The 18,274-nt window shown below is 42.6% G+C and carries 23 protein-coding genes; 15 read left to right on the forward strand and 8 right to left on the reverse strand.

Going from position 1 to position 18,274, the window contains the following annotated elements:
- Positions 1–18 precede the first annotated feature (18 nt).
- Complete coding sequence (locus tag NAQ_RS10210; protein ID WP_162858717.1) at positions 19–144, forward strand: C2H2-type zinc finger protein; 126 nt, start codon at positions 19–21, stop codon at positions 142–144.
- 1 nt (position 145) lies between these two features.
- The gene (locus tag NAQ_RS08520) at positions 146–673 is read left to right on the forward strand and encodes a hypothetical protein (RefSeq protein WP_100183116.1); all 528 of its coding nucleotides are present in this window, start codon (positions 146–148) and stop codon (positions 671–673) included.
- Here NAQ_RS08520 and NAQ_RS08525 read toward each other — a convergent pair.
- Together NAQ_RS08525 and NAQ_RS08530 are read right to left on the reverse strand one after the other, a co-directional pair.
- Positions 670–984: a helix-turn-helix domain-containing protein gene (locus NAQ_RS08525; RefSeq protein ID WP_100183117.1), complete on the reverse strand. Its 315-nt coding sequence runs from the start codon at positions 982–984 to the stop codon at positions 670–672. The genes NAQ_RS08520 and NAQ_RS08525 overlap by 4 nt on opposite strands.
- A gap of 75 nt (positions 985–1,059) precedes the next feature.
- Positions 1,060–1,854: a CBS domain-containing protein gene (locus tag NAQ_RS08530; RefSeq protein WP_162858718.1), complete on the reverse strand. Its 795-nt coding sequence runs from the start codon at positions 1,852–1,854 to the stop codon at positions 1,060–1,062.
- A 130-nt stretch (positions 1,855–1,984) separates the two neighbouring features.
- On the opposite strand from NAQ_RS08530, the gene NAQ_RS08535 reads away from it, so the two are divergent.
- Positions 1,985–3,592 (forward strand): peptidase, encoded by a 1,608-nt coding sequence (locus tag NAQ_RS08535; RefSeq protein WP_100183119.1) that lies wholly within the window; start codon positions 1,985–1,987, stop codon positions 3,590–3,592.
- A 194-nt stretch (positions 3,593–3,786) separates the two neighbouring features.
- On the opposite strand, the gene NAQ_RS08540 is transcribed toward NAQ_RS08535, so the two are convergent.
- Positions 3,787–4,116 carry a P-II family nitrogen regulator gene (locus NAQ_RS08540; RefSeq protein ID WP_100183120.1) on the reverse strand — a complete coding sequence of 110 codons (330 nt, stop codon included), beginning with the start codon at positions 4,114–4,116 and terminating at the stop codon, positions 3,787–3,789.
- Positions 4,117–4,248: 132 nt separating this feature from the next.
- Between NAQ_RS08540 and NAQ_RS08545 the strand changes: the two genes are divergently transcribed.
- Complete coding sequence (locus tag NAQ_RS08545; RefSeq protein WP_100183121.1) at positions 4,249–5,526, forward strand: ammonium transporter; 1,278 nt, start codon at positions 4,249–4,251, stop codon at positions 5,524–5,526.
- Between the two features lie 314 nt (positions 5,527–5,840).
- Here NAQ_RS08545 and NAQ_RS08550 read toward each other — a convergent pair whose 3' ends face one another.
- Both NAQ_RS08550 and NAQ_RS08555 read right to left on the reverse strand, forming a co-directional pair.
- Positions 5,841–6,263, reverse strand: a complete 423-nt coding sequence (locus tag NAQ_RS08550; protein WP_162858719.1) for a universal stress protein — start codon at positions 6,261–6,263, stop codon at positions 5,841–5,843.
- A gap of 1 nt (position 6,264) precedes the next feature.
- Positions 6,265–7,128, reverse strand: a complete 864-nt coding sequence (locus NAQ_RS08555) for a CBS domain-containing protein (protein ID WP_100183123.1) — start codon at positions 7,126–7,128, stop codon at positions 6,265–6,267.
- 123 nt (positions 7,129–7,251) lie between these two features.
- On the opposite strand from NAQ_RS08555, the gene NAQ_RS08560 reads away from it, so the two are divergent.
- Positions 7,252–7,596: a P-II family nitrogen regulator gene (locus NAQ_RS08560; RefSeq protein WP_100183124.1), complete on the forward strand. Its 345-nt coding sequence runs from the start codon at positions 7,252–7,254 to the stop codon at positions 7,594–7,596.
- A 55-nt stretch (positions 7,597–7,651) separates the two neighbouring features.
- On the opposite strand, the gene NAQ_RS08565 is transcribed toward NAQ_RS08560, so the two are convergent.
- Positions 7,652–8,548 (reverse strand): transcription initiation factor IIB, encoded by an 897-nt coding sequence (locus NAQ_RS08565; protein WP_100183125.1) that lies wholly within the window; start codon positions 8,546–8,548, stop codon positions 7,652–7,654.
- A gap of 89 nt (positions 8,549–8,637) precedes the next feature.
- Here NAQ_RS08565 and NAQ_RS10215 point away from each other — a divergent pair, with 89 nt between their 5' ends.
- The 4 genes from NAQ_RS10215 to NAQ_RS08585 all read left to right on the forward strand — a co-directional run bounded on the left by NAQ_RS10215 (position 8,638) and on the right by NAQ_RS08585 (position 11,474).
- On the forward strand, positions 8,638–8,790 hold the full coding sequence (locus NAQ_RS10215) for a hypothetical protein (RefSeq protein WP_162858720.1): 153 nt from the start codon (positions 8,638–8,640) through the stop codon (positions 8,788–8,790).
- A gap of 383 nt (positions 8,791–9,173) precedes the next feature.
- Positions 9,174–9,482: a P-II family nitrogen regulator gene (locus NAQ_RS08575; protein ID WP_100183127.1), complete on the forward strand. Its 309-nt coding sequence runs from the start codon at positions 9,174–9,176 to the stop codon at positions 9,480–9,482.
- Positions 9,483–9,686: 204 nt separating this feature from the next.
- A complete protein-coding gene (locus NAQ_RS08580; RefSeq protein WP_100183128.1) occupies positions 9,687–10,922 on the forward strand; it encodes an MFS transporter in 1,236 nt (411 codons plus the stop codon).
- Positions 10,923–11,045: 123 nt separating this feature from the next.
- Entirely contained in the window at positions 11,046–11,474 is a 429-nt protein-coding gene (locus NAQ_RS08585) for a universal stress protein (RefSeq protein ID WP_162858721.1), read from the forward strand.
- A gap of 259 nt (positions 11,475–11,733) precedes the next feature.
- Here the strand turns inward: NAQ_RS08585 and NAQ_RS08590 are convergent, their stop codons facing one another.
- Positions 11,734–12,048 (reverse strand): hypothetical protein, encoded by a 315-nt coding sequence (locus NAQ_RS08590; RefSeq protein WP_162858722.1) that lies wholly within the window; start codon positions 12,046–12,048, stop codon positions 11,734–11,736.
- 115 nt (positions 12,049–12,163) lie between these two features.
- Between NAQ_RS08590 and NAQ_RS08595 the strand changes: the two genes are divergently transcribed.
- Both NAQ_RS08595 and NAQ_RS08600 read left to right on the forward strand, forming a co-directional pair.
- Complete coding sequence (locus NAQ_RS08595; RefSeq protein WP_245871600.1) at positions 12,164–12,589, forward strand: winged helix-turn-helix transcriptional regulator; 426 nt, start codon at positions 12,164–12,166, stop codon at positions 12,587–12,589.
- 184 nt (positions 12,590–12,773) lie between these two features.
- Positions 12,774–13,157, forward strand: a complete 384-nt coding sequence (locus NAQ_RS08600; RefSeq protein ID WP_100183131.1) for a hypothetical protein — start codon at positions 12,774–12,776, stop codon at positions 13,155–13,157.
- Between the two features lie 250 nt (positions 13,158–13,407).
- Here the strand turns inward: NAQ_RS08600 and NAQ_RS08605 are convergent, their stop codons facing one another.
- Entirely contained in the window at positions 13,408–13,893 is a 486-nt protein-coding gene (locus tag NAQ_RS08605) for a hypothetical protein (protein WP_100183132.1), read from the reverse strand.
- A 102-nt stretch (positions 13,894–13,995) separates the two neighbouring features.
- Here NAQ_RS08605 and NAQ_RS08610 point away from each other — a divergent pair, with 102 nt between their 5' ends.
- The 4 genes from NAQ_RS08610 (at position 13,996) to NAQ_RS08625 (ending at position 18,223) form a co-directional block, all read left to right on the forward strand.
- On the forward strand, positions 13,996–15,384 hold the full coding sequence (locus NAQ_RS08610) for an NAD-dependent succinate-semialdehyde dehydrogenase (protein ID WP_100183133.1): 1,389 nt from the start codon (positions 13,996–13,998) through the stop codon (positions 15,382–15,384).
- Positions 15,385–15,442: 58 nt separating this feature from the next.
- Positions 15,443–16,993: a hypothetical protein gene (locus tag NAQ_RS08615; RefSeq protein WP_100183134.1), complete on the forward strand. Its 1,551-nt coding sequence runs from the start codon at positions 15,443–15,445 to the stop codon at positions 16,991–16,993.
- Positions 16,994–17,560: 567 nt separating this feature from the next.
- On the forward strand, positions 17,561–17,842 hold the full coding sequence (locus NAQ_RS08620) for a hypothetical protein (RefSeq protein ID WP_100183135.1): 282 nt from the start codon (positions 17,561–17,563) through the stop codon (positions 17,840–17,842).
- A gap of 162 nt (positions 17,843–18,004) precedes the next feature.
- The gene (locus NAQ_RS08625) at positions 18,005–18,223 is read left to right on the forward strand and encodes a hypothetical protein (protein WP_100183136.1); all 219 of its coding nucleotides are present in this window, start codon (positions 18,005–18,007) and stop codon (positions 18,221–18,223) included.
- Positions 18,224–18,274: the final 51 nt, after the last annotated feature.

Raw genomic sequence — 18,274 nt, forward strand, 5'->3', positions numbered from 1 at the left:
AATCACAAAACTATTCCCATGGGAAAACAGTTCACATGTCCTTACTGCGAATCCAAATTTCCATCAAAAGAAGACCTCTCAAAACACATTGATAGAATCCATGATGGGTCTGGCCTGCTAGAAGGCGACACAAGACGATTCTGATATGAAATCTGTTTTGTTGTTTGCATTGGCTGTCATGCCAGGCATTGCGTTTGCCCAAATACAGGTCCAGCACACAGACATTGCGGAACTGATGATGAAAAAACACCAGATCACCGTGGAAGATACCGGCTTTACAATTTTCTATAGGTTTAGCACTGTAGGAGAAGGTGAAAGCTCCAATGAAGATACTATGGCACAAATAACATCGGTTGACATCAACAAGGAAAGAAAATCACTGGTAATATCCATAGATGACATAAACCAAGATGACCTCATGTCGGTGCGATTCTCAGAGGAATTGGTGTCTGCACAAGGAAAAAGGCTGGTCCTTTTAATTGACGGCGGGGAAAAAGGATACGAATCCAACACACAGGATGGCAAGCGTACAATGATCTTTGTCCTTCCCGAAGGCTCCAAACAAGTAGAGATAGTTGGAACAAGAGTGATTCCTGAGTTTCCATCTGCTGCCCTTGCCTTGGCAGCTATTGTGTCCAGCGTTGTCTTGGTACAAAAATTAAGAAAAAACTAGTTTGGGATAATTGATACATCAATTATTCCATTTTGGAAGGACGTCGAGACTTGCTTTACCTTGCTTTTGTACATGAAGAACTTTTTCCCATCGTCGCTAATGGAGCCGGAAATGGCAAGCAACTTGGCGTCGTGCAGGACCTGAAGTCTTCTATATGTGGTCGAAATTGGAATGTTGTATTCGGTGCTTATCTCTAGCGCTGTCTTTGGAACATTCATTGTAGCTTCCAGTATTATTCTGGAATACTTGTCCGAGATTGCCCCCAGTATCGTGTCCTTTTTTTCTACTTCCTGTATGCTTAATGTTTGCATGATATGGCATGGTGTGAATTTGATATAACAACTAGGACTGCGGTACCGTGCATTGCACTACACCGCAATGCAAATTTAGTCGTATTCCTGCATTCTCTCGGAAAGCAATGCGACACAAATGTCCCACGGGCTGATAACCTGGTCGCGAAAGACTGCATATGGGTGCTGCATTCCAAACATGATGCTTGCAAGCTCATTTACCATGATATCCTTGGTGATTACCTTGGCGTATTCCAGGCCGAACCCAGTCACTGGCAAATCCAAAAAGTTGCCGGTGTTTCTAAGATAATTCAGGTCAGATGCGATTTTTTCTATTATTATTCTGTCGCTGACAAACTGGTTTGTGTTTTCCAGGAGCAGCTTGCGGGTTTTGTTTTTGAGCATTGAATTGATTACCTCGTTTATTGTGGAGTTTGTGCTAAAGGTGTGGATTTTCTTTTTTGGCAGCTCCGATATTCTCATGTCTGTCATTGATATTTTGCCAACTTCGAGCATCTTTCTTGCAGAAATTACTGAGAATCCTCCCAGTGCGTTTGGAAGTATTGAAAATGCCCTGCCTGTTCTTTGCCAGTCCTCAATGATGCTTCGAATTGTGCTTGTGCCGGAGATGCGAGTTACAACGGGCGACATTATTTTTTCAATTTCTCCTTCAAAGACACTTCGGGATGGATTTGCCAGGATTTTTTCCACTATTTCCCGCCCTCCGACTACTCCGATTGGCTCGTTGTTGTCGCCCGTAACAATTAGCGAGTCTGCCATGGACTCTAGGTACGGAATCAAAAGTCCGATTGCCTCTTCTATCTTTGCCTGCCTCTGTATGCTAACGCAGGGAACCGCGGTAAACGACATAGGCAGGAGGTCGCGTAGCATGCGATCTGCAATCATATGATATGAATGGAAATTCCAGAGTTTTAAGCCTAGTCTGATTATCAGTCATGAAATTATGTAAAGACAAGTTATGAACTAGTTTTTAATATCGCCTCAAAGCTAAAATGACTAGTTGTACAAGTTTTTGATTTTAACGGCATTTTTGGCGGCAATTTTCACAGTTAATTTGGCATATGCCCAACACCATGGAGGCTCAGCTGCGCCGCCAGTAAGCTTTGGCGGAAAAGACGTAACAATTTCTGCCGCCCTTGATCCAGTTGACTTTAATCCTGCAAAGGACTCCTCTGCCAAGCTAAACGTGAGATTTTTTGACTCAAAGACAAACATCAACATAGAGCGCGTAACGTATCGAGTCCAGATATTCTCAGGCGAAACATTACTTGCGGCCCAGATGTTCTATGATGCAGACGGCGAGCTGACAGTCAAGGTCCAGCCAAAGTCAGAGTGCACAGAAAAAGAAGTCTGGCGCTGCACAAAATACGAGGGAAACAAGGACCCAATAGTTCCTAGCGCACTGGAATCTACTGCAACCAGCACCCCAATTATGCGCGGCCCTGTCTTTGACAAGCCGGGAGAATACACAGTCAAAGTTGCAATCATTGGCGCAACAAACCCAAAAACCCAGACAACAGAAGACATTGAATTTGAGACAAAAATCAACATTGCGTCAGAGCAACAATTCTCACTTGCAACTGCGTCCGGCAAAACACCGGTTACAGTACGTGCATTTCAGGACAAGATAACAAATTTCGAGTTTTCAGAATCCACTAAAACAATAACGTTTGAGATGCCTTTCCACTGGGAACATGCGCAACACACTGCACTGGTGAGAACCGACATTGAGATCCCAAAATCGTTTGCACCATTTCAAAATGTGAACAGCTTCAAGGGCACAATAAACGGAGTTCCAATCTTTGCAAGCGGCCTAAGCCTTGATGCTTATACCAACAAGGACACAAACGTTTTGCACTTTGCAGTATCTGGCGAGGAGCTCAAAATCATAGAAAAAAAAATAACAGACAAGCACACAATGATAGTGCAAATCTCGCCTGATACAAGTTCTGCGCTCAAAACAGCCGATATCAAGTTCTCAAACAACTACAAGGCAACAATATCCTATGATCCAAGATATGGCGCAAGCAAGGATGTGCCTTTTACAATCGCATTCTATGATCCGTCTGGCTTGCTGGCAAAGGATCTGCGATATGCCTACAGCGTCAAAAACTCCAAGGGCGAGGAATTTATCGTAAATACCGGAACCGGCTCCTCTCTTGGCATATCTGTGCCCAGCGGAGTCGACTCTAGAAAAATAACAATTCCCGCAGAGGGAAAATACGCACTACAACTGGTGTTGACTGGAAGGGGCCTAGCTGACTTTAACCCATTTGTTCCGGCCACATTCTCATTTGATGTCAGCTCAAAAACGTCGCCTTCGCCAAGCCCTGCAGAGCAAGCGGCAATTCCCGCATGGATCAAAACCAACGCAAAATTCTGGTCAGATGGAAAAATCACCGACAAGGACTTTGTCTCTGGAATCCAGTATCTCATAAAGCAGGGAATAGTGAAAATCCCAAAGACAGATGCCGCAAAAACAGCCTCCACTCAGATACCTGACTGGGTAAAGAACAACGCAAAATTCTGGTCAGATGGAAAAATCACCGACAAGGACTTTGTCTCTGGAATCCAGTTCCTGGTAAGCCAGGGAATTATCAAGGTATAGCAAAAACTGTTTTTTGTATAGCATAAACAGCTGATTTTAAGCCAAATCTCAAAAACTCATTTCATGTCAACACAAAATCATACAGTTACATGCCAAAAATGCAAACAGCAGACGACCCTCTCGGATCTGGAAGTGATACTACATAGACAGAACTGGTACCATCTTTCATGCTGGCGAGAGCTGGTAGGTAAATTCTAGATTGCCTTTTCGCCTTCGGCGCCTGTCTTGATGTCGTAGGTGCGAAGGACTGGGTGCACGAAAATCTTGCCCAGCGTGGCATTTTGTTTTATTATTTGGATTGCCTTTTCCTCCATGTTTTCTGGAACGATGATTTCAAGTACATACTTGTCTGAGAACTGGGGAATGAATACCTCGGTTCCCTTTGCTGCGTGAATTTCAGGACCTGGGTTTTTTCCGCGGCCTCGCTTTTTTGACACTGTCAGGCCGCCAACATTGATTTGCTTGAGGCCCTCGCTTACTGACATTACCTCGTTTTTTGGCAAAATGACTTCGATTCGTATCAAGTGTTTTTCAAATTACTCACACAGTAAAATATCTTTTTTCTAATCTCAGAGTTGAGACATTCGATAATCAAATGATAATCAATTATGAATTTTTGACGCAAGATTAAATAGTAAAAAACATGCGGTTCGACTGTGCCAATAGACTCTGGGGATACAGCATGGATTCTAATTGCTGGCAGCTTGGTTCTGTTGATGATTCCGGCTCTGGGCCTCTTCGAAGCTGGCCTTTTGCGAAGAAAAAACACAGTTTCAATTTTCATGCAGATCTTCTTTGGTCTTGCATTACTTAGCGTGATGTGGTTTGTATTTGGATTTAGTCTTGTGTTTGGGCCAGACACTGGCGGCATTGTAGGCAACCTGGACTATGTGTTCTTGAAAGGTGTCCCATGGGACGACTCGCTTCCATTTGCGCCTACAATTCCTGGAGTGTTGTTTGCTAAATTCCAGCTAATGTTTGCTGCAATCACGCCGTTGCTTTTGACTGGTGTTATAGCTGAGAGAATGAAGTTTTCTTCATTTATCATATTTATCGTGGCCTGGTCTGCTCTGATCTACTATCCGCTGACTCACTGGATTTGGGGAGGGGGATGGCTAGGTGATCTTGGAGTATTTGACTTTGCAGGAGGTATTGTAATTCACACTAGTGTCGGCATGGGGGCACTGGCAGCTGCAATTGTTCTAGGCAAGAGAAGGAACTATGGGCCGGCAATAATGGTCCCGCACAGCATTCCAATCGCTGTTTTGGGCTCGTCATTACTCTGGCTGGGATGGTTTGGATTCAACGCAGGAAGCGCACTGTCTTCTGGCGGAGTAGCTGGAAACACTGTGATTGTCACTCACATGGCATCGTCCATTTCTGCCCTGATCTGGGTTGGATTGTCATGGATGAGAACAGGCAAGCCAAGCGTAATAGCTGCAATCAACGGCGCCATTGCAGGCCTTGCAGGAATCACGCCGGCGTCTGGCTATGTTAGCGTAGAGCACTCGTTTGTAATTGGTATTGCAATTGGCCTTGCGTCGTATTGCGGTGTATTGTTAATCAAAGACAGATTCAAAATTGATGATGCGCTGGATGTCAGCTCAGTCCACGGTATAGCTGGAATCATTGGATCTCTGGCAATTGGAATCTTTGCGTCTGCTGCAATCAACCCGGGCGGACCAAACGGATTGCTCTTTGGCAACCCGATGCAAATAGTCATTCAAGGAATAGGCGTAGCTGTTGCAGCTGCACTAGGGTTTGGAGGAACATTTGCCATACTCAAGGTAATCAAGTTCCTAATCGGAATTAGAGTATCAAAGGAAGTAGAGGAAATTGGCCTAGACATTGGCGAGCATGCGGAGCAGGCATATGCCGATGAGGAAGAATTCAAGCTAGACGAAGAAGCTCAGCACAAGCCAAAAGAAAGATGATAATCAAATAACGAGTTATATCGTTGATCTTCTAATTAGATCCAGATTTGGTCAAAGTAAGCGACGAGATAGTCCAGCTCATAATTCGGCAGGGAAACGTGGTCCTAGTCGATGCGTATTGCCGCCATGTAAAGGACTTGCTTTCAGCCGAGTAAATATCACGTCTGAAATTTACAATAATAATTATACTGGCCAAAAACCAAACTTGGCATGATGGACAGAAAGAAACTGACTTGGATTATTTCTGGAATAGGACTTGCAGCAATTTTTGTAGGTCCGGTTGTTTATTATCTAATTACCAACCCGAAATAATATTATCTTATCAAATACACTGGGATCTCTGATTTGTGCACAACATAGTTTGAAACACTTCCTAACATGTCGTCTTGTGCAGAGCCTGTACCTGTAGTGCTCATTATGACGTGATCAAACTTGCCCTTTTTTGCCAGCCTGACAATTGCATGTCCAGGCGAGTCCTTGAGAAGACTGGTCTTGAACTTGACTTTTTGCTTTTTTGCAATGGATGCGGCGTCATCTAAGATATCCTGACCCTGCTTTTCCAATTGCTTTTCAAACGCAGTCATTCTTGACTTGGGACTTTCTTCGACTGCCGGTATGACATGCAGTATTGTGATCTGTGCTCCAGACATTTGTGAAATTTCTATTGCGCTGTTTAGCGCCTTGAGCGATGCAATAGAGCCATCAACTGGAACTAGAAGATTTTCAAATAGCCCCATATTAGATCGTGTCCTTTTTCTTTTTGGAAATTGCGGCAATTGCCCGAACCACATCTGTTTTACTGAGAATTCCGGTAAGCTTGCCGTTGACCAAAACTGCAGCTGCATTAATGTCATTTTCAATCAAAGTGGTGCATGCCATGGTTAAGTCATCGTCATGCTCTACTGTTATCATGTTGAGAGTCATTGCCTCCTTTACTTGTGCTGTTGCGCCAAAGCCTGTCTTTGAGATCAGGCCTTTTCTTGAAAAGAGAACAGTAATTCCTGACGAATTATCCACAATTTCTTCTTCCTTTCCTAAAACCATTGATAGTCTGAATAAATCCCTAAATGACATGACGCCAACTGGCTTTTCTGCCGCGTTTTTGACTATGATTCTAGATACCTTTTGGCTTACCATGCTGGAGAGTGCTTCGTATAATGGATCGTTCTCATAACATGACACAAAAGAAATTGTCATGACATCGCCTACGCGTTTTTCTCCGACAAACTTTGTAATGTAATATCTGGTAAGATCCGTTCTTGTTATGATCCCCTGAGTTTTTCCATTGAAATTGACGCCAAGTGAGCCAATGTCTCGCTCTGCCATTATTTGGGCGCAGTCCTCTATGCTTGTAATGTGATTTACCGTTACCAGCTTACTCATTAATTCTGTAATTGGAACTGCGTCAATCTTTCTCTCTGTCTGCTCTGTTAGCAAGAAAAGCCCAACATCGCGTTCAGTTGCTACTCCTATTGGCTCACCATTGTCGCTAATTAGAACGCGGCTAATGTCGTCGTTTACCATTTTTCGTAGAGCGTCTGCAACGCTTGCTGCTCTATCAACAGTAATTGGTTGCTTCATTAGGTCTTTTGCGGTGGTCAATGAGACATTTCTTGCGTTTGTCTATAAAAAATCGAGACATAATTTTCTGTCTTGAAAATCAGAGATGCTCAAATCTGATAATCGGCTATTTGTATTTTAAATTGCAATTTCGCTCTTTTACCTATGAAGAGGATCGAGGCAATAATACAGGAAGACAAGCTTAGCAATGTCGTTAACGCATTAAAGATAAGCGAAGTGGGAGGAGTAACAATCACCCAATCTCGCGGAATAGGCTCTGGAGAACGACCAATGTTGCAAGGATCCAGAGGAACTGCCAAATTTGAGGCTGCCTACAATAGAATTGCCACAATAATGACCGTAGTCGATGATTCAAAGGTGGGCACAGTCGTGAACGCAATAATGAATGCCGTTAGCACAGGCACTGCAGGTGACGGCAAGATCTTTGTCACAAACGTAGAAGAGGCATTTGACATTGCCACAAAGCAAAGCGGCAAAAACATTCTCTAGATTTGCAAACCTTGGGAGTCGACTTCCATGATGTTTGTATGAGTCTAAAGAATGCCTAGGCTAGGCCTATTGCACACCTAATTGACGCGGTTCTATTTCTGATTGCAACCTCGGTTACATTTGCCGCCTGCGCAATGTCTCTTTGGGTAAAGCCATCGTTGTTTTTCAGAGTGGCAATGTATACTGCAGTTGCCGCAACGACCATCGGGCTTTTGCCTGCAGTGGTTTCCTTTCTTTCATATTCTTTGAGAATGTTTGCAGCCTCGCGTTTTGTCTTTTCTGATACTCCTGCCTTGTTTGCTATTCTTGAAACGCACACAATGGGGTCGACTAGCGGCATTCTCAGATCAAATCTCTCCACTAGTATCCTGTAGCACTTGTTGATCTGCTTTACTTTGACCATGCTTGATTTGCTTATTTCCTTTAGGGTTCTTGGAGTTTCCGTCTCTCTGCACGCTGCATATAGAGTGGCGCACAAAAATGCCGAAATTGGCCTGCCACGAGTTATCTTTTTTTCATGAGCTTTTCTGTAAATGTAGGCCGTCTTTTCTATTACTGCGTCGGATAGGCCGAGTTTTTCTTTTAGTGACAATAACTGGCTGAATGCCTGTCGGAGATTTCTATCACCTGCCGAATATGCCTGACTTCTATTATCCCACATCCGAAGTCGCTCAATTGTGTTTTTCATTCCAACAGATAGTGGTTTTCCTGTGACGTCCTTGTTTGAGCGGCTGATTATTGTTGCAAGGCCCATGTCGTGTTTGCTAAGACATGTACCATCGCCAGTCCTACCTCTGTCTGGCTGATTCTCAAATGATCTCCACTCTGCTCCGGCTTCTTCTGTTTTGTCTTGTATGACACGGCCGCATTTTGCGCAAAGAATCTCACCGTGCTCTTCATCATTTACCAGAATGTGTTCCTGACATTCTGAAACCTTGTGCTTTATGACCATCAAATTATACACAATTATACATCATCTTGCATATTTATACATTGTGCACAATTATACATAATTATATACTGGCCCATGGCATGATATTCATGGCAACGTCGTTTGTTACCAAACTTGCAAAGTCAGGCAGCGACACCAATGGAAATCAAAGGCGAATAATCATAGTTCCAACCGACAAGGTAAAGGAAGTAATCAAAAATTATGAGGGAAAGCAAGTCAAAATCACAATAGATGACATCTAGTCTTTGTGCCCATGCTTGCCAAGCCTACAGCTTGAGCAGATGTACTTGCCGTCCTTGTCTGGTACAATGACTTGTTCCCTGCATTTGCAAAAAGAGCACTGGCAGTGCGCTGTCAACTATTTAATGTCTGCACCCGATTCTCAAAACTGTTTCGCTGCATATCAAAATAAAAACAATGAACTGTTTTGTGGTGCAATGGCAAACAACAAACCGTGCGATTGTGGCTCATGCGGGCATGAAAAGCAATCCGAGTGTTATCTAAAGGAATGCAAGTGCTGCCTGCCTGATCATCAGGGGCCATTTGGGAAAAATCGTTAGTGCGAAATTATCACCTTTGATAATCGATCTGACCTGTTAAATTCAAGGTTGCACGCTTCATTTCAATGAAGAGAGTCGAGGCGTTTTTCCAGTTTGGCAAGCTAGAGCGAGTAGTTGAGGCAGTAGAAAAGGCAGGAGTTGGTGGACTAACAGTATTTTATGCACGAGGACGAGGTACTGCAGAGCGCGCAAAAATTCACACATCCAGAGGTACAAGGCTAGAAGAACAATCCTACAATCTAATCGACTGCATTGTTACCGTGGTAGAAGACGATCGGGTGGATGAGGTAGTTGATGCGATAAAAAAGAATGCAAATTCCACATCAAAGGGAATAATCACCATATCTGATGTCACTCATGTTGTAAAAATCTAGTCAAGTACGATTTGATCGTATGAATCAGTAGTGTTCCTTTAATTGTACCATTACGTATGTTATACACGCTGGTACGCGGGAGGATCTCTTGTCGGGCTCAAGCTTGGCATCATGTGAACCTGCGCACCACGAAATATTCTAGCCTATAACAAATCAAAACTGCAAAAAAGAAGAATAATGGTGAACGAGATAAAAGACTAGTGTATGTTGTCGCTAGACTGGCTCTCCAAAGATGGGAAATTGATTCTATCTGCCAGAATAGCTAGGGCATTTGCTTATGGGTTTTTGAGCATCATAATTGGAATCTATCTGAAATTAGCTGGATTCAGTGAAATCCAAATTGGTATTGTTCTTAGCGCAACTCTTGTCAATAGTGTAATCTTTACCTTGCTGGCTAGTTTTTACGCTGACAGAATTGGGCGCAAAAAAATCCTGATTATTTATGGTATTTTGATGGGTGTGTCTGGTGCAATCTTTCTTGCTACGAATAACTTTGTGGCATTAATTGTAGCTGCATTAATTGGAACAATAAACGTCACAGGCTCGGAAACAGGCGCGTTTCTCTCAATAGAGCAGTCAGTATTGCCGCAAACAGTCAATGACGCCAAAAAAAGAACAACAGCTTTTGCCATTTACAATACAGTTGGGACACTTGCAATGGCAGCAGGCGTCTTGTTGTCGGGATTGCCAGAATTCATAGGACAAGCATTTGGGTTTGGTCAGATTGATTCAATCAAGCCGCTTTTTCTTCTTTATAGTGTGATTGCTGTTGCGGTAACTGTGATCTATTTTCTGTTATCAAAGAATATTGAACTCAGGGCAGACCCTGCAGATAAAAAAGAGCATCCAAATACGCTGTCTGCAGAGTCGAAAAAACGTATTGGAAAACTGTCTGCTCTTTTTGCAGTTGACTCGTTTGCAGGTGGCTTTGTAATACAGAGCATTGTATCGTACTGGTTTTTTACAAGGTTTGGAGTAGATCTGCCCATTTTGGCAATGATATTCTCAATAGCTGGAGTTCTTACCGCTTTATCGTTTTTGGCTGCAACAAAGATTGCTGGAAAGATAGGCCTCATTAACACAATGGTGACCACACACATTGCATCAAATGTATTGCTCATCTTGGTTGCATTTGCTCCAATATTTCCAATCGCCCTTGGATTGTATCTGGCAAGAATGAGCATTTCACAAATGGATGTGCCTACACGACAATCATACATTGTTGCCATAGTAAATGACAAAGAAAGAACTGCAGCTGCAGGCATAACAAACACCTCACGAAACATTGCCCAAGCAGTCAGTCCGTCTATTACTGGAATGATTATCCAGTCACTGTGGCTGTCTGCACCATTTGTCATTGGCGGCGTTCTAAAAATTGCATATGACATTGGCCTGTATGTGAATTTTAGGAAAATAAAGCCAGCCGAGGAAACTCAGTAAACCGCTCTTAGCTGATCTGCTCTGCAAAATGATCCCTGTAGATTGACACAGCGCGAACTCTGGAATGTTCCAATTCCGAATCTAATAAAAAATGATTTAATTTGGTTGTTTCTTGTATGTTGTGTGTTTAAGAGAATTCTTGTTCCATATGACAGCTCAAATTTCTCCAAAAAAGCACTAGATGTGGCAATTGAAATATCAAAAAAATTCGACTCTGAGCTGTGGTTCCTAACTGTCTTGGACAAGGACTTGCCGCCAAGGCTTACCAGGACAGTAACTGATTCTAAAAAGCCCCACAAATCGTTGTCCTCAATAGAGCTAGAACTGCGTAACAAAGTAATGGACTGCAAAGAACAAGGAGCATCCGCTGATTATGATCTCATCAAGGGCTCACCAAAAGAGACAATTCTTAGATTCGCAAAAGGAAGAAGAATGGACCTGATAATAATGGGAAGCCAAGGCTTGCACGGCATCAAAAAAATCAAAACGCTGGGAAGTGTCTCGCGAGCCGTCTCTGAGAATGCACAATGCCCGGTATTGCTAGTCCATTAAAGCTACAACTGTTTAGCTCATCTGAAATGGCGATTTCATAATTTTAGAACAAGATTACAAAATCTTCGGCCAATTTTAATAGATTTTACTTTAACCCAACTTGGTGTAAAACAGCCATGTTTTGCCCAAACCCGTAACCAAAGTCACTGGCACGCTGGAAGCTTGGTCTACTAATTGCTATTGGCATACAGTCTGCCAGTGACGGTCTTATTCATAAAAAAAAAAGAAAATAAGAGATAGCAGGGGATTGGGGAATTTGCTATCTCTTATTTGCTTCAGAGAATATTTTTTGCAGCTTTGATGCGACTTCTTTTTTTGCCTCGGACTGAGTGAGCATGGAGCTCCAAACCTTGCCAATTGCTTCAAAGACAGCGTCAGCTGCCTTGTCCATAACTGGGCCGTAGGATGTCTCTATCCTCTTTCTCATTCTCTCGGCCATTGCATCATTGTGCGCAGCAAAGAACGCCTTGTGCCAAGCCATCATTGCATGTTCTACCGGATCGACTGTGTCGCATCCGCAACATTGCTCATATGACTTGCTAGAGCCACAAGCGCAAGATTCTATGCTTTCCATTTTGCATGTTCCGTCTGTACATTCCATAGTTAGTTACTTCCTTGTAGTTGCTATAGAAAGGTAAGTATTTAACATAGAAAGTTTCTAAACAGAAAGTAAGTGAGGAAACGGTAAGTTGAAGCACGAATACGAAGAATTTCTAAACCCAAGCTGCTGTGCCATCAAGGCATGTCCCGTGGACACCACAGTAAAGCTGATGGGCAAAAAATTCGCAATGCACATAATTCGAAACATGACTATGTTTAAGCAAACCAGGTTTAACCAGTTTCTGGACTCTATTGAGGGGATAAACCCAAAAACACTTTCCGTACGACTGCGCGAAATGGAAAAAGACGGTCTAATTACTAGAAAGATCTATCCTGAAACCCCACCAAGAGTTGAATATGCCATGACCGAAAAAGGGCATGCCCTAACCCCGATTCTCATACAGATGGCGGAGTTTTCCATGAAGTATTGTTGCGGTGATGTATTTGCGGACGGCAAGTCAAGGACCATAAAGCAAGTTCTCCACCCCAAGGTTCTAAAGCAATTACAACAATAATGATATAATGAAAATCAAGTGCGCTGACTGTAGCTGCTCTTGCTCTGAATGTAAAATAGCAAAATCGACAAAAGAATGCCCAAGATGTACCTGGTCTGAGTGTTGTTGCTGGCAGTCAGTTCATTAGGCAATCTCAAAAAATAATCATCAACAACTATTTTTGTAACAATGTTTCTATCATTTCATGGAAAAAGACCAAAAGCAAAACGATATGCTAGATGCATATGCCAAGGCAACCGATCTGTGGGCAAAGTCATTTCAGGCAATGCAGGAGCAAGCAACAAGTGCGTTCAAGCTGTACATCCAGGGCTTTGAGCAGGCACTCAAGTCGTCCAACTTTGAGGAGATGAAAAAATACAACGAGATCTGGCAAAACATGGCAAAGCAGTTTGAGCAAAATCCATATCAGTGGTCGCAAAAAGCATGGGAGGACCTCTGGAAAGAGTCGGGATTCGTATCATTCAAGGCGTTTTTCGACAACTGGCAAAACGTCTGGAAGAACTTTGCAAAAGATGCAGAGGCAAAATCAAAGGAAGCGCTAGACAAGATCCAAAAGCAAGCCAAGTAGTGCAAAAAAATCCGGCACCCCTAGCTTAAGGCCAAAAACGGGATTGTACTTTGGCGACAGCTACCGATGCCGATTCTGTATTGTATAGTCGCAGTATTATCTGGTTTGGTCTTCATACGGCACATTTTGTGTAGAAAATGTTAAACCTTATTTTGTGATTTCTGATCTTTTCTTGCAAAATTATTCTAATTCTTACAAAAATCATGCCGATATTCAGATCTAGAATAAAAAAAGAAAAAAGAGAGTAAATTTAGTTTCGTGGTTTCCAGGCACTAATCCAAGAGTTAACGATGTTTTGACCCATGTCTGCAAAGGCTGATGCGTTTTGGTTGATTGTCTTTACGTTTTGGATTGTTGCATCAAATGCTGTCTGGACAACTTTGTTGTTTGTCTCGACTGCCTTTACAAATGCCTCTGTCGCATCAGATACTGCTGTGATTGTTTGTTCTGGCAAAGAATAGTTGATACCAACTTTGTTGGCTACGCTTTGCTGGATTGTTACTGCAGTGTGCACAAAGTTAGTCCAAGAAGTTACTAGCTCCTGGTTTAGGCTTGTGTACGACTGTAGTGATTGTGCAGCAGATTTGTCTAATGCGGTCTTTAGCTTGTCAAAGCTCTTGGTGTATACTGAAAACACGTCTTTTGTTGTTTCGTTTGTTGTCATTTTTTGCACCTTTTGTTGTGGAGGATAGTCTACCTGGTCCTTTCTCGGGGCTTGGTATTTTTTTCCATCCATTGGTTATTACAACCAATGTGTGGTATTTAAACATTTGGTAGTAATTGGTAACTAATGGTAATTAGCACCATATTTAATTAGACCCATGCGTGATAATCGTGCGTGAAGCTGACCACAATCAATCCCGCAACAGAAGAACCAATCCAGTCCTATGAGGCCATGTCAAAAGAGCAGGTCCAGCAAAAGGTCAAAGTTGCAAAATCAACATTTTCAGAATGGAAAAAAGACTATGAAAAAAGAAAGGCACTCATCTATGATTTAGTATCGTTTCTTCGCAAAAACAAAACCCAGCTTGCAGAAGTTGCCACAAGGGAAATGGGCAAGGTACTCAAAGAGGCAATCTCCGAGGTGGAAAAGTGCGCCTGGGCAATGGAGTATTATGCAGATCATGGCAGCACGTTCATCCACGAAGAAGTGCTCAATACGGATGCTCGCAAGAGCTTCATTCGATTTGAGCCATTAGGAATTGTAGCATCTATTATGCCATGGAATTTCCCGTACTGGCAGGCATTACGATTTGCAGCCCCATGTCTTATGGCGGGAAACACCATAGTGATGAAGCCATCAAGTGTCACTTTACAGTGCGGCCTGGAATTAGAGCGAGCATTCTCAGAGATCGGCTTTCCAGAGGGAGCATTTCAGACCATAGTTGGCAGCTCCGAGTCGGCAAACCACCTAATTGATTCCGATGTGAATGCAGTAACATTTACCGGTAGTACAAAAATTGGCGCAATGGTTGGCCAGCGTGCTGCATCGCAACTAAAAAAATGTGTACTGGAATTGGGCGGCTCTGATCCATTCATTGTTTTAGATGATGCAAACGTGGAAAAGGCAGCAAACGGCGCAGTAAAGGGCAGGTTCATCAATTGTGGCCAGTCCTGTATTGCATCAAAGAGATTTTTTGTATCAAAAAAAGTGGCAAACGAATTCATTGAAAAATTCGTCTATAACACATCAAGATTGACTGTGGGCGATCCGATGCAGATTGAATCCGACATTGGGCCGCTGGTAAACCGGGACGCACTTGAGAACATCTCAGGCATGGTGGATGACGCCAGAGCCAAGGGCGCTACAATTCTTCTGGGTGGTGAGCGAGCCCACTCCAAGGGATACTATTACAAACCAACCATTCTCTCTGGGATAAAGCCGGACATGCGAATAGCAAAGGAGGAAACCTTTGGACCAATTGCGCCAATTACCATAGTAGAGGACGAAAAAGAGGCAATCAAGCTGGCAAACAGCTCCGAGTTTGGCCTAGGCGCTTCCATCTGGACTGAGAACCTAAACAAGGCAGAGGCACTGTCTCGCCAAATAGAATCCGGAATCGTCACAGTCAATAATGTGGTGATATCTGATCCTCGAGTTCCCTTTGGCGGAATAAAGCAGAGCGGCTTTGGCAGGGAATTATCCAGATATGGAATGCTAGAATTTGTCAACATCAAGTCAGTGCGGTTCTATGATAATCTGATACACCATCATTACGTGGAATAGTTCACTGCACAAAACATCCCAAGTCTTAAGTAGCAAATAACAAAAACAATTCCTAGAATTGAACTTTGTAGGACTGGCAGTCACACTTGCAATTTTGTCTGCTATTCCTGCCGCCTTTGGCGCATATGTTGAGCCCACCCCACAAGAACAGGCATTGTACAATACGCTAAAGTCAGAGTTTGAGCAAATCACAATTCCAAAAAAAGACGTCACTGATACGATAAACTCGTTTTCCGCACCAATTACGTATTATTTTCCATGCGACCAGGGAGAAACCTACAGCTCTGTTAATGCAACAATCCAAACAAGGCTTGCAAAATTTGATTCCTCAATTGCCCACCAGGGCGGTGCTATCACTGGGGGAATCTATGTCTGGAAGTGCTCTATTACAATATCAAATGGAAAGATGACCATAAACTGCAACAACGAGCTGATGCTAAATTCCGTGGCACTTGCAGCAAGCACAGAAAAAGATCCAGAGATCAAAAAGATAGAAGACCTGGTGGTGTATTATCACGAGTTACTGCACGGCCAGCTGATGATTGATGCAATAAAGTCGTCGTCAGCATGGCAAGACCACACCTGCAACACCCCAATTCAGCAAGACCTGGACTATTCCTATACAGATGCAAACCACCAAGTCATCACACCACTGCAGACCGAATTCGCAAAAAGGCTAATTGAGGGAAAAGGAGGATTCTTCAAGGTAGAAGAGATAACGCCAGACCAGACAAGCTCAGGGACATTCTCAAAGCTGGTCGGCTCGCTATACGATTACCCGCAATATGTAAAGTCTGGAATCAACATCTCTGCAAGATCCTACAATATAGCAGACATTCAGATAAATTCGCAAAAAAATGACATTTACATTTCCGGCTCACTCAACGACAAGACCAGAAACGGAATCGTCTGGCTCTATGTGTTTGGAAAGGAAGGCGCCACAACAAACCCTGCACCAAAACCCACACCAAAACATGTACCACAACAAATCTCCATTCCAGACTGGGTCAAGGACCTGGGGAAATGGTGGGCAGAAGGTACAATTTCCGATTCAGAATTTGTGGGCGGAATAAAATACATGATAGAGCATGACCTAATCACAATACCGCAAACATCCCAAGGCCAAGCAAGCTCACAAACCATTCCATATTGGGTCAAAAGCAATGCAAGGTGGTGGTCCCAGGGAACGATCTCTGATGCAGAATTTGTCTCTGGCTTGCAGTACCTAATCCAAAACGGAATAATGCAGGTGCAAATTAGCGCACCAGAAACACCTACAATTGTCTCTGCAGTGCCAGACCCAGAGCCCGAACCAATCCAAAAGGGTGGAACGATACAAATCAGCGCACCGACATTCTCAAAACAGTCCTACCAGACAACGCAAGCAAAAATCTCAGGCAAAATTGACGATTTTAAGACAGGCACATATGTCATTCTTACCATAGTCAGACCGGACGGCACATCATATGATCTAAAAGGGATTCTCACAAACAAGGGCCAGTTCACTGTCCCAATGATGATTGATTCGAGCTGGCAGGCAGGCAAATACATTGTCTCTGCGCGATACAACAATGTACTAATTGGCTCTGCCTCGTTTTCAGTTCAATAGATAACAAGTTGGAGCACAAACCATTGGGTCAGGCTTTGTCAAAACCAAATGAAAGTGAATTGAAGGCTTCATTTGGAATTGAGCACATACTAGGATCCCTAACATCTTGGTTTGTGTCCATGATTTCTGTTAAATCATATTATTAGTGCATAATTGTGGATTTGCGGCGTGCCTTTTCTATAAGGCATATTCTATTTTACGAGGCATGATCACTTGAACACATTCTAGATCGTAAAAACAATCTACATGAAATTGTTCTAGTGTTCTATGTCCACACGCAATACAGATCCTTTGCGTTCCGCATCTGCATTTGGCACACAAAGAGCAAGTCATTTGCACATTACCACATTTTCTGCAATGTTCGTCTGGCATTTCACAGACCGTGAGTTATTTTCGTATAAAGAAGTAGATGCAGAAATGCGGCATGCCTAGCTCTATATTTGTGTAAAAATAAGGCATACCGCATACGGATGTATATTCACTAATATCAAATTAATACAATATTGTTATGCAAGTAAATCACTCTCTCACATCTGAGAAGAATGAGAAGTCATAGGAGGTGATTCGGTGAAGTCATTAAAAATTTCTGCAATCGTAGCAATTCTCGCTGTCTCATTAGTATCTTCATCAATATCTGTTGCTGAAGCAAAAAAGGCATCAACAGATGACAAACTATCACCAAAAAGCTATGGTCTAAAAACATCATCTAATCCAGTAATAAAGTCTGCAGACAAATCAGATACAACAACAAAGTTCAAGAATTTGAAGACAGAAGAAATCAGATCAATACAGAAAATCATGGAAGAACAAAAAGCATCCATGTATATCAAAAAAACATACAGAATGTAAAACCTCTTTTTTATTTATTTTAGTTTTTTAAGTTTATGCATATATTTTCAAATTAGCTAAACATGACTGTGCTGAATTATGAATAAATTTTGTCAACTTACATGTTAAGGCATACCGCAATACGGTATACAGGCTCATATTATTCGCTATTGTACTAACATCATGTCAACAATTCAAGTCTACAAACAACAATCTGTACCAGAAAAAATTCTGATTGCAGGATTGCCGTCAAAAAAAGAAACAAATCTTGCAACAAATGGAATCAAATGCATGATTTGTTCTGACTCTAAGGTACCGTGCATTTTTGACGAGAGCAGAAAACCACTTGTGCTAAAATGCAGAGTGTGGCCACAAGTCGTGGCCAACACGTCATCTTGTTGATGACATTTTATTTTTAAAACAGAATTTGGTTTGTTTAATTGAACTTGTTAT

It is taken from the genome of Candidatus Nitrosotenuis aquarius, from assembly GCF_002787055.1.
GTDB lineage: Archaea > Thermoproteota > Nitrososphaeria > Nitrososphaerales > Nitrosopumilaceae > Nitrosotenuis > Nitrosotenuis aquarius.

Coding starts and splice junctions, on each gene's coding strand:
- NAQ_RS08550 (WP_162858719.1), bottom strand. CDS start 6,263: ATGGGGCTATTTGAAAATCTTCTAGTTCCAGTTGATGGCTCTATTGCA.
- NAQ_RS08605 (WP_100183132.1), bottom strand. CDS start 13,893: ATGGATGGAAAAAAATACCAAGCCCCGAGAAAGGACCAGGTAGACTAT.
- NAQ_RS08520 (WP_100183116.1), top strand. CDS start 146: ATGAAATCTGTTTTGTTGTTTGCATTGGCTGTCATGCCAGGCATTGCG.
- NAQ_RS08580 (WP_100183128.1), top strand. CDS start 9,687: ATGTTGTCGCTAGACTGGCTCTCCAAAGATGGGAAATTGATTCTATCT.
- NAQ_RS08565 (WP_100183125.1), bottom strand. CDS start 8,548: ATGGTCATAAAGCACAAGGTTTCAGAATGTCAGGAACACATTCTGGTA.
- NAQ_RS10210 (WP_162858717.1), top strand. CDS start 19: ATGGGAAAACAGTTCACATGTCCTTACTGCGAATCCAAATTTCCATCA.
- NAQ_RS08530 (WP_162858718.1), bottom strand. CDS start 1,854: ATGCTACGCGACCTCCTGCCTATGTCGTTTACCGCGGTTCCCTGCGTT.
- NAQ_RS08525 (WP_100183117.1), bottom strand. CDS start 984: ATGCAAACATTAAGCATACAGGAAGTAGAAAAAAAGGACACGATACTG.
- NAQ_RS08600 (WP_100183131.1), top strand. CDS start 12,774: ATGGAAAAAGACCAAAAGCAAAACGATATGCTAGATGCATATGCCAAG.
- NAQ_RS08560 (WP_100183124.1), top strand. CDS start 7,252: ATGAAGAGGATCGAGGCAATAATACAGGAAGACAAGCTTAGCAATGTC.
- NAQ_RS10215 (WP_162858720.1), top strand. CDS start 8,638: ATGGCAACGTCGTTTGTTACCAAACTTGCAAAGTCAGGCAGCGACACC.
- NAQ_RS08590 (WP_162858722.1), bottom strand. CDS start 12,048: ATGGAAAGCATAGAATCTTGCGCTTGTGGCTCTAGCAAGTCATATGAG.
- NAQ_RS08575 (WP_100183127.1), top strand. CDS start 9,174: ATGAAGAGAGTCGAGGCGTTTTTCCAGTTTGGCAAGCTAGAGCGAGTA.
- NAQ_RS08625 (WP_100183136.1), top strand. CDS start 18,005: ATGTCAACAATTCAAGTCTACAAACAACAATCTGTACCAGAAAAAATT.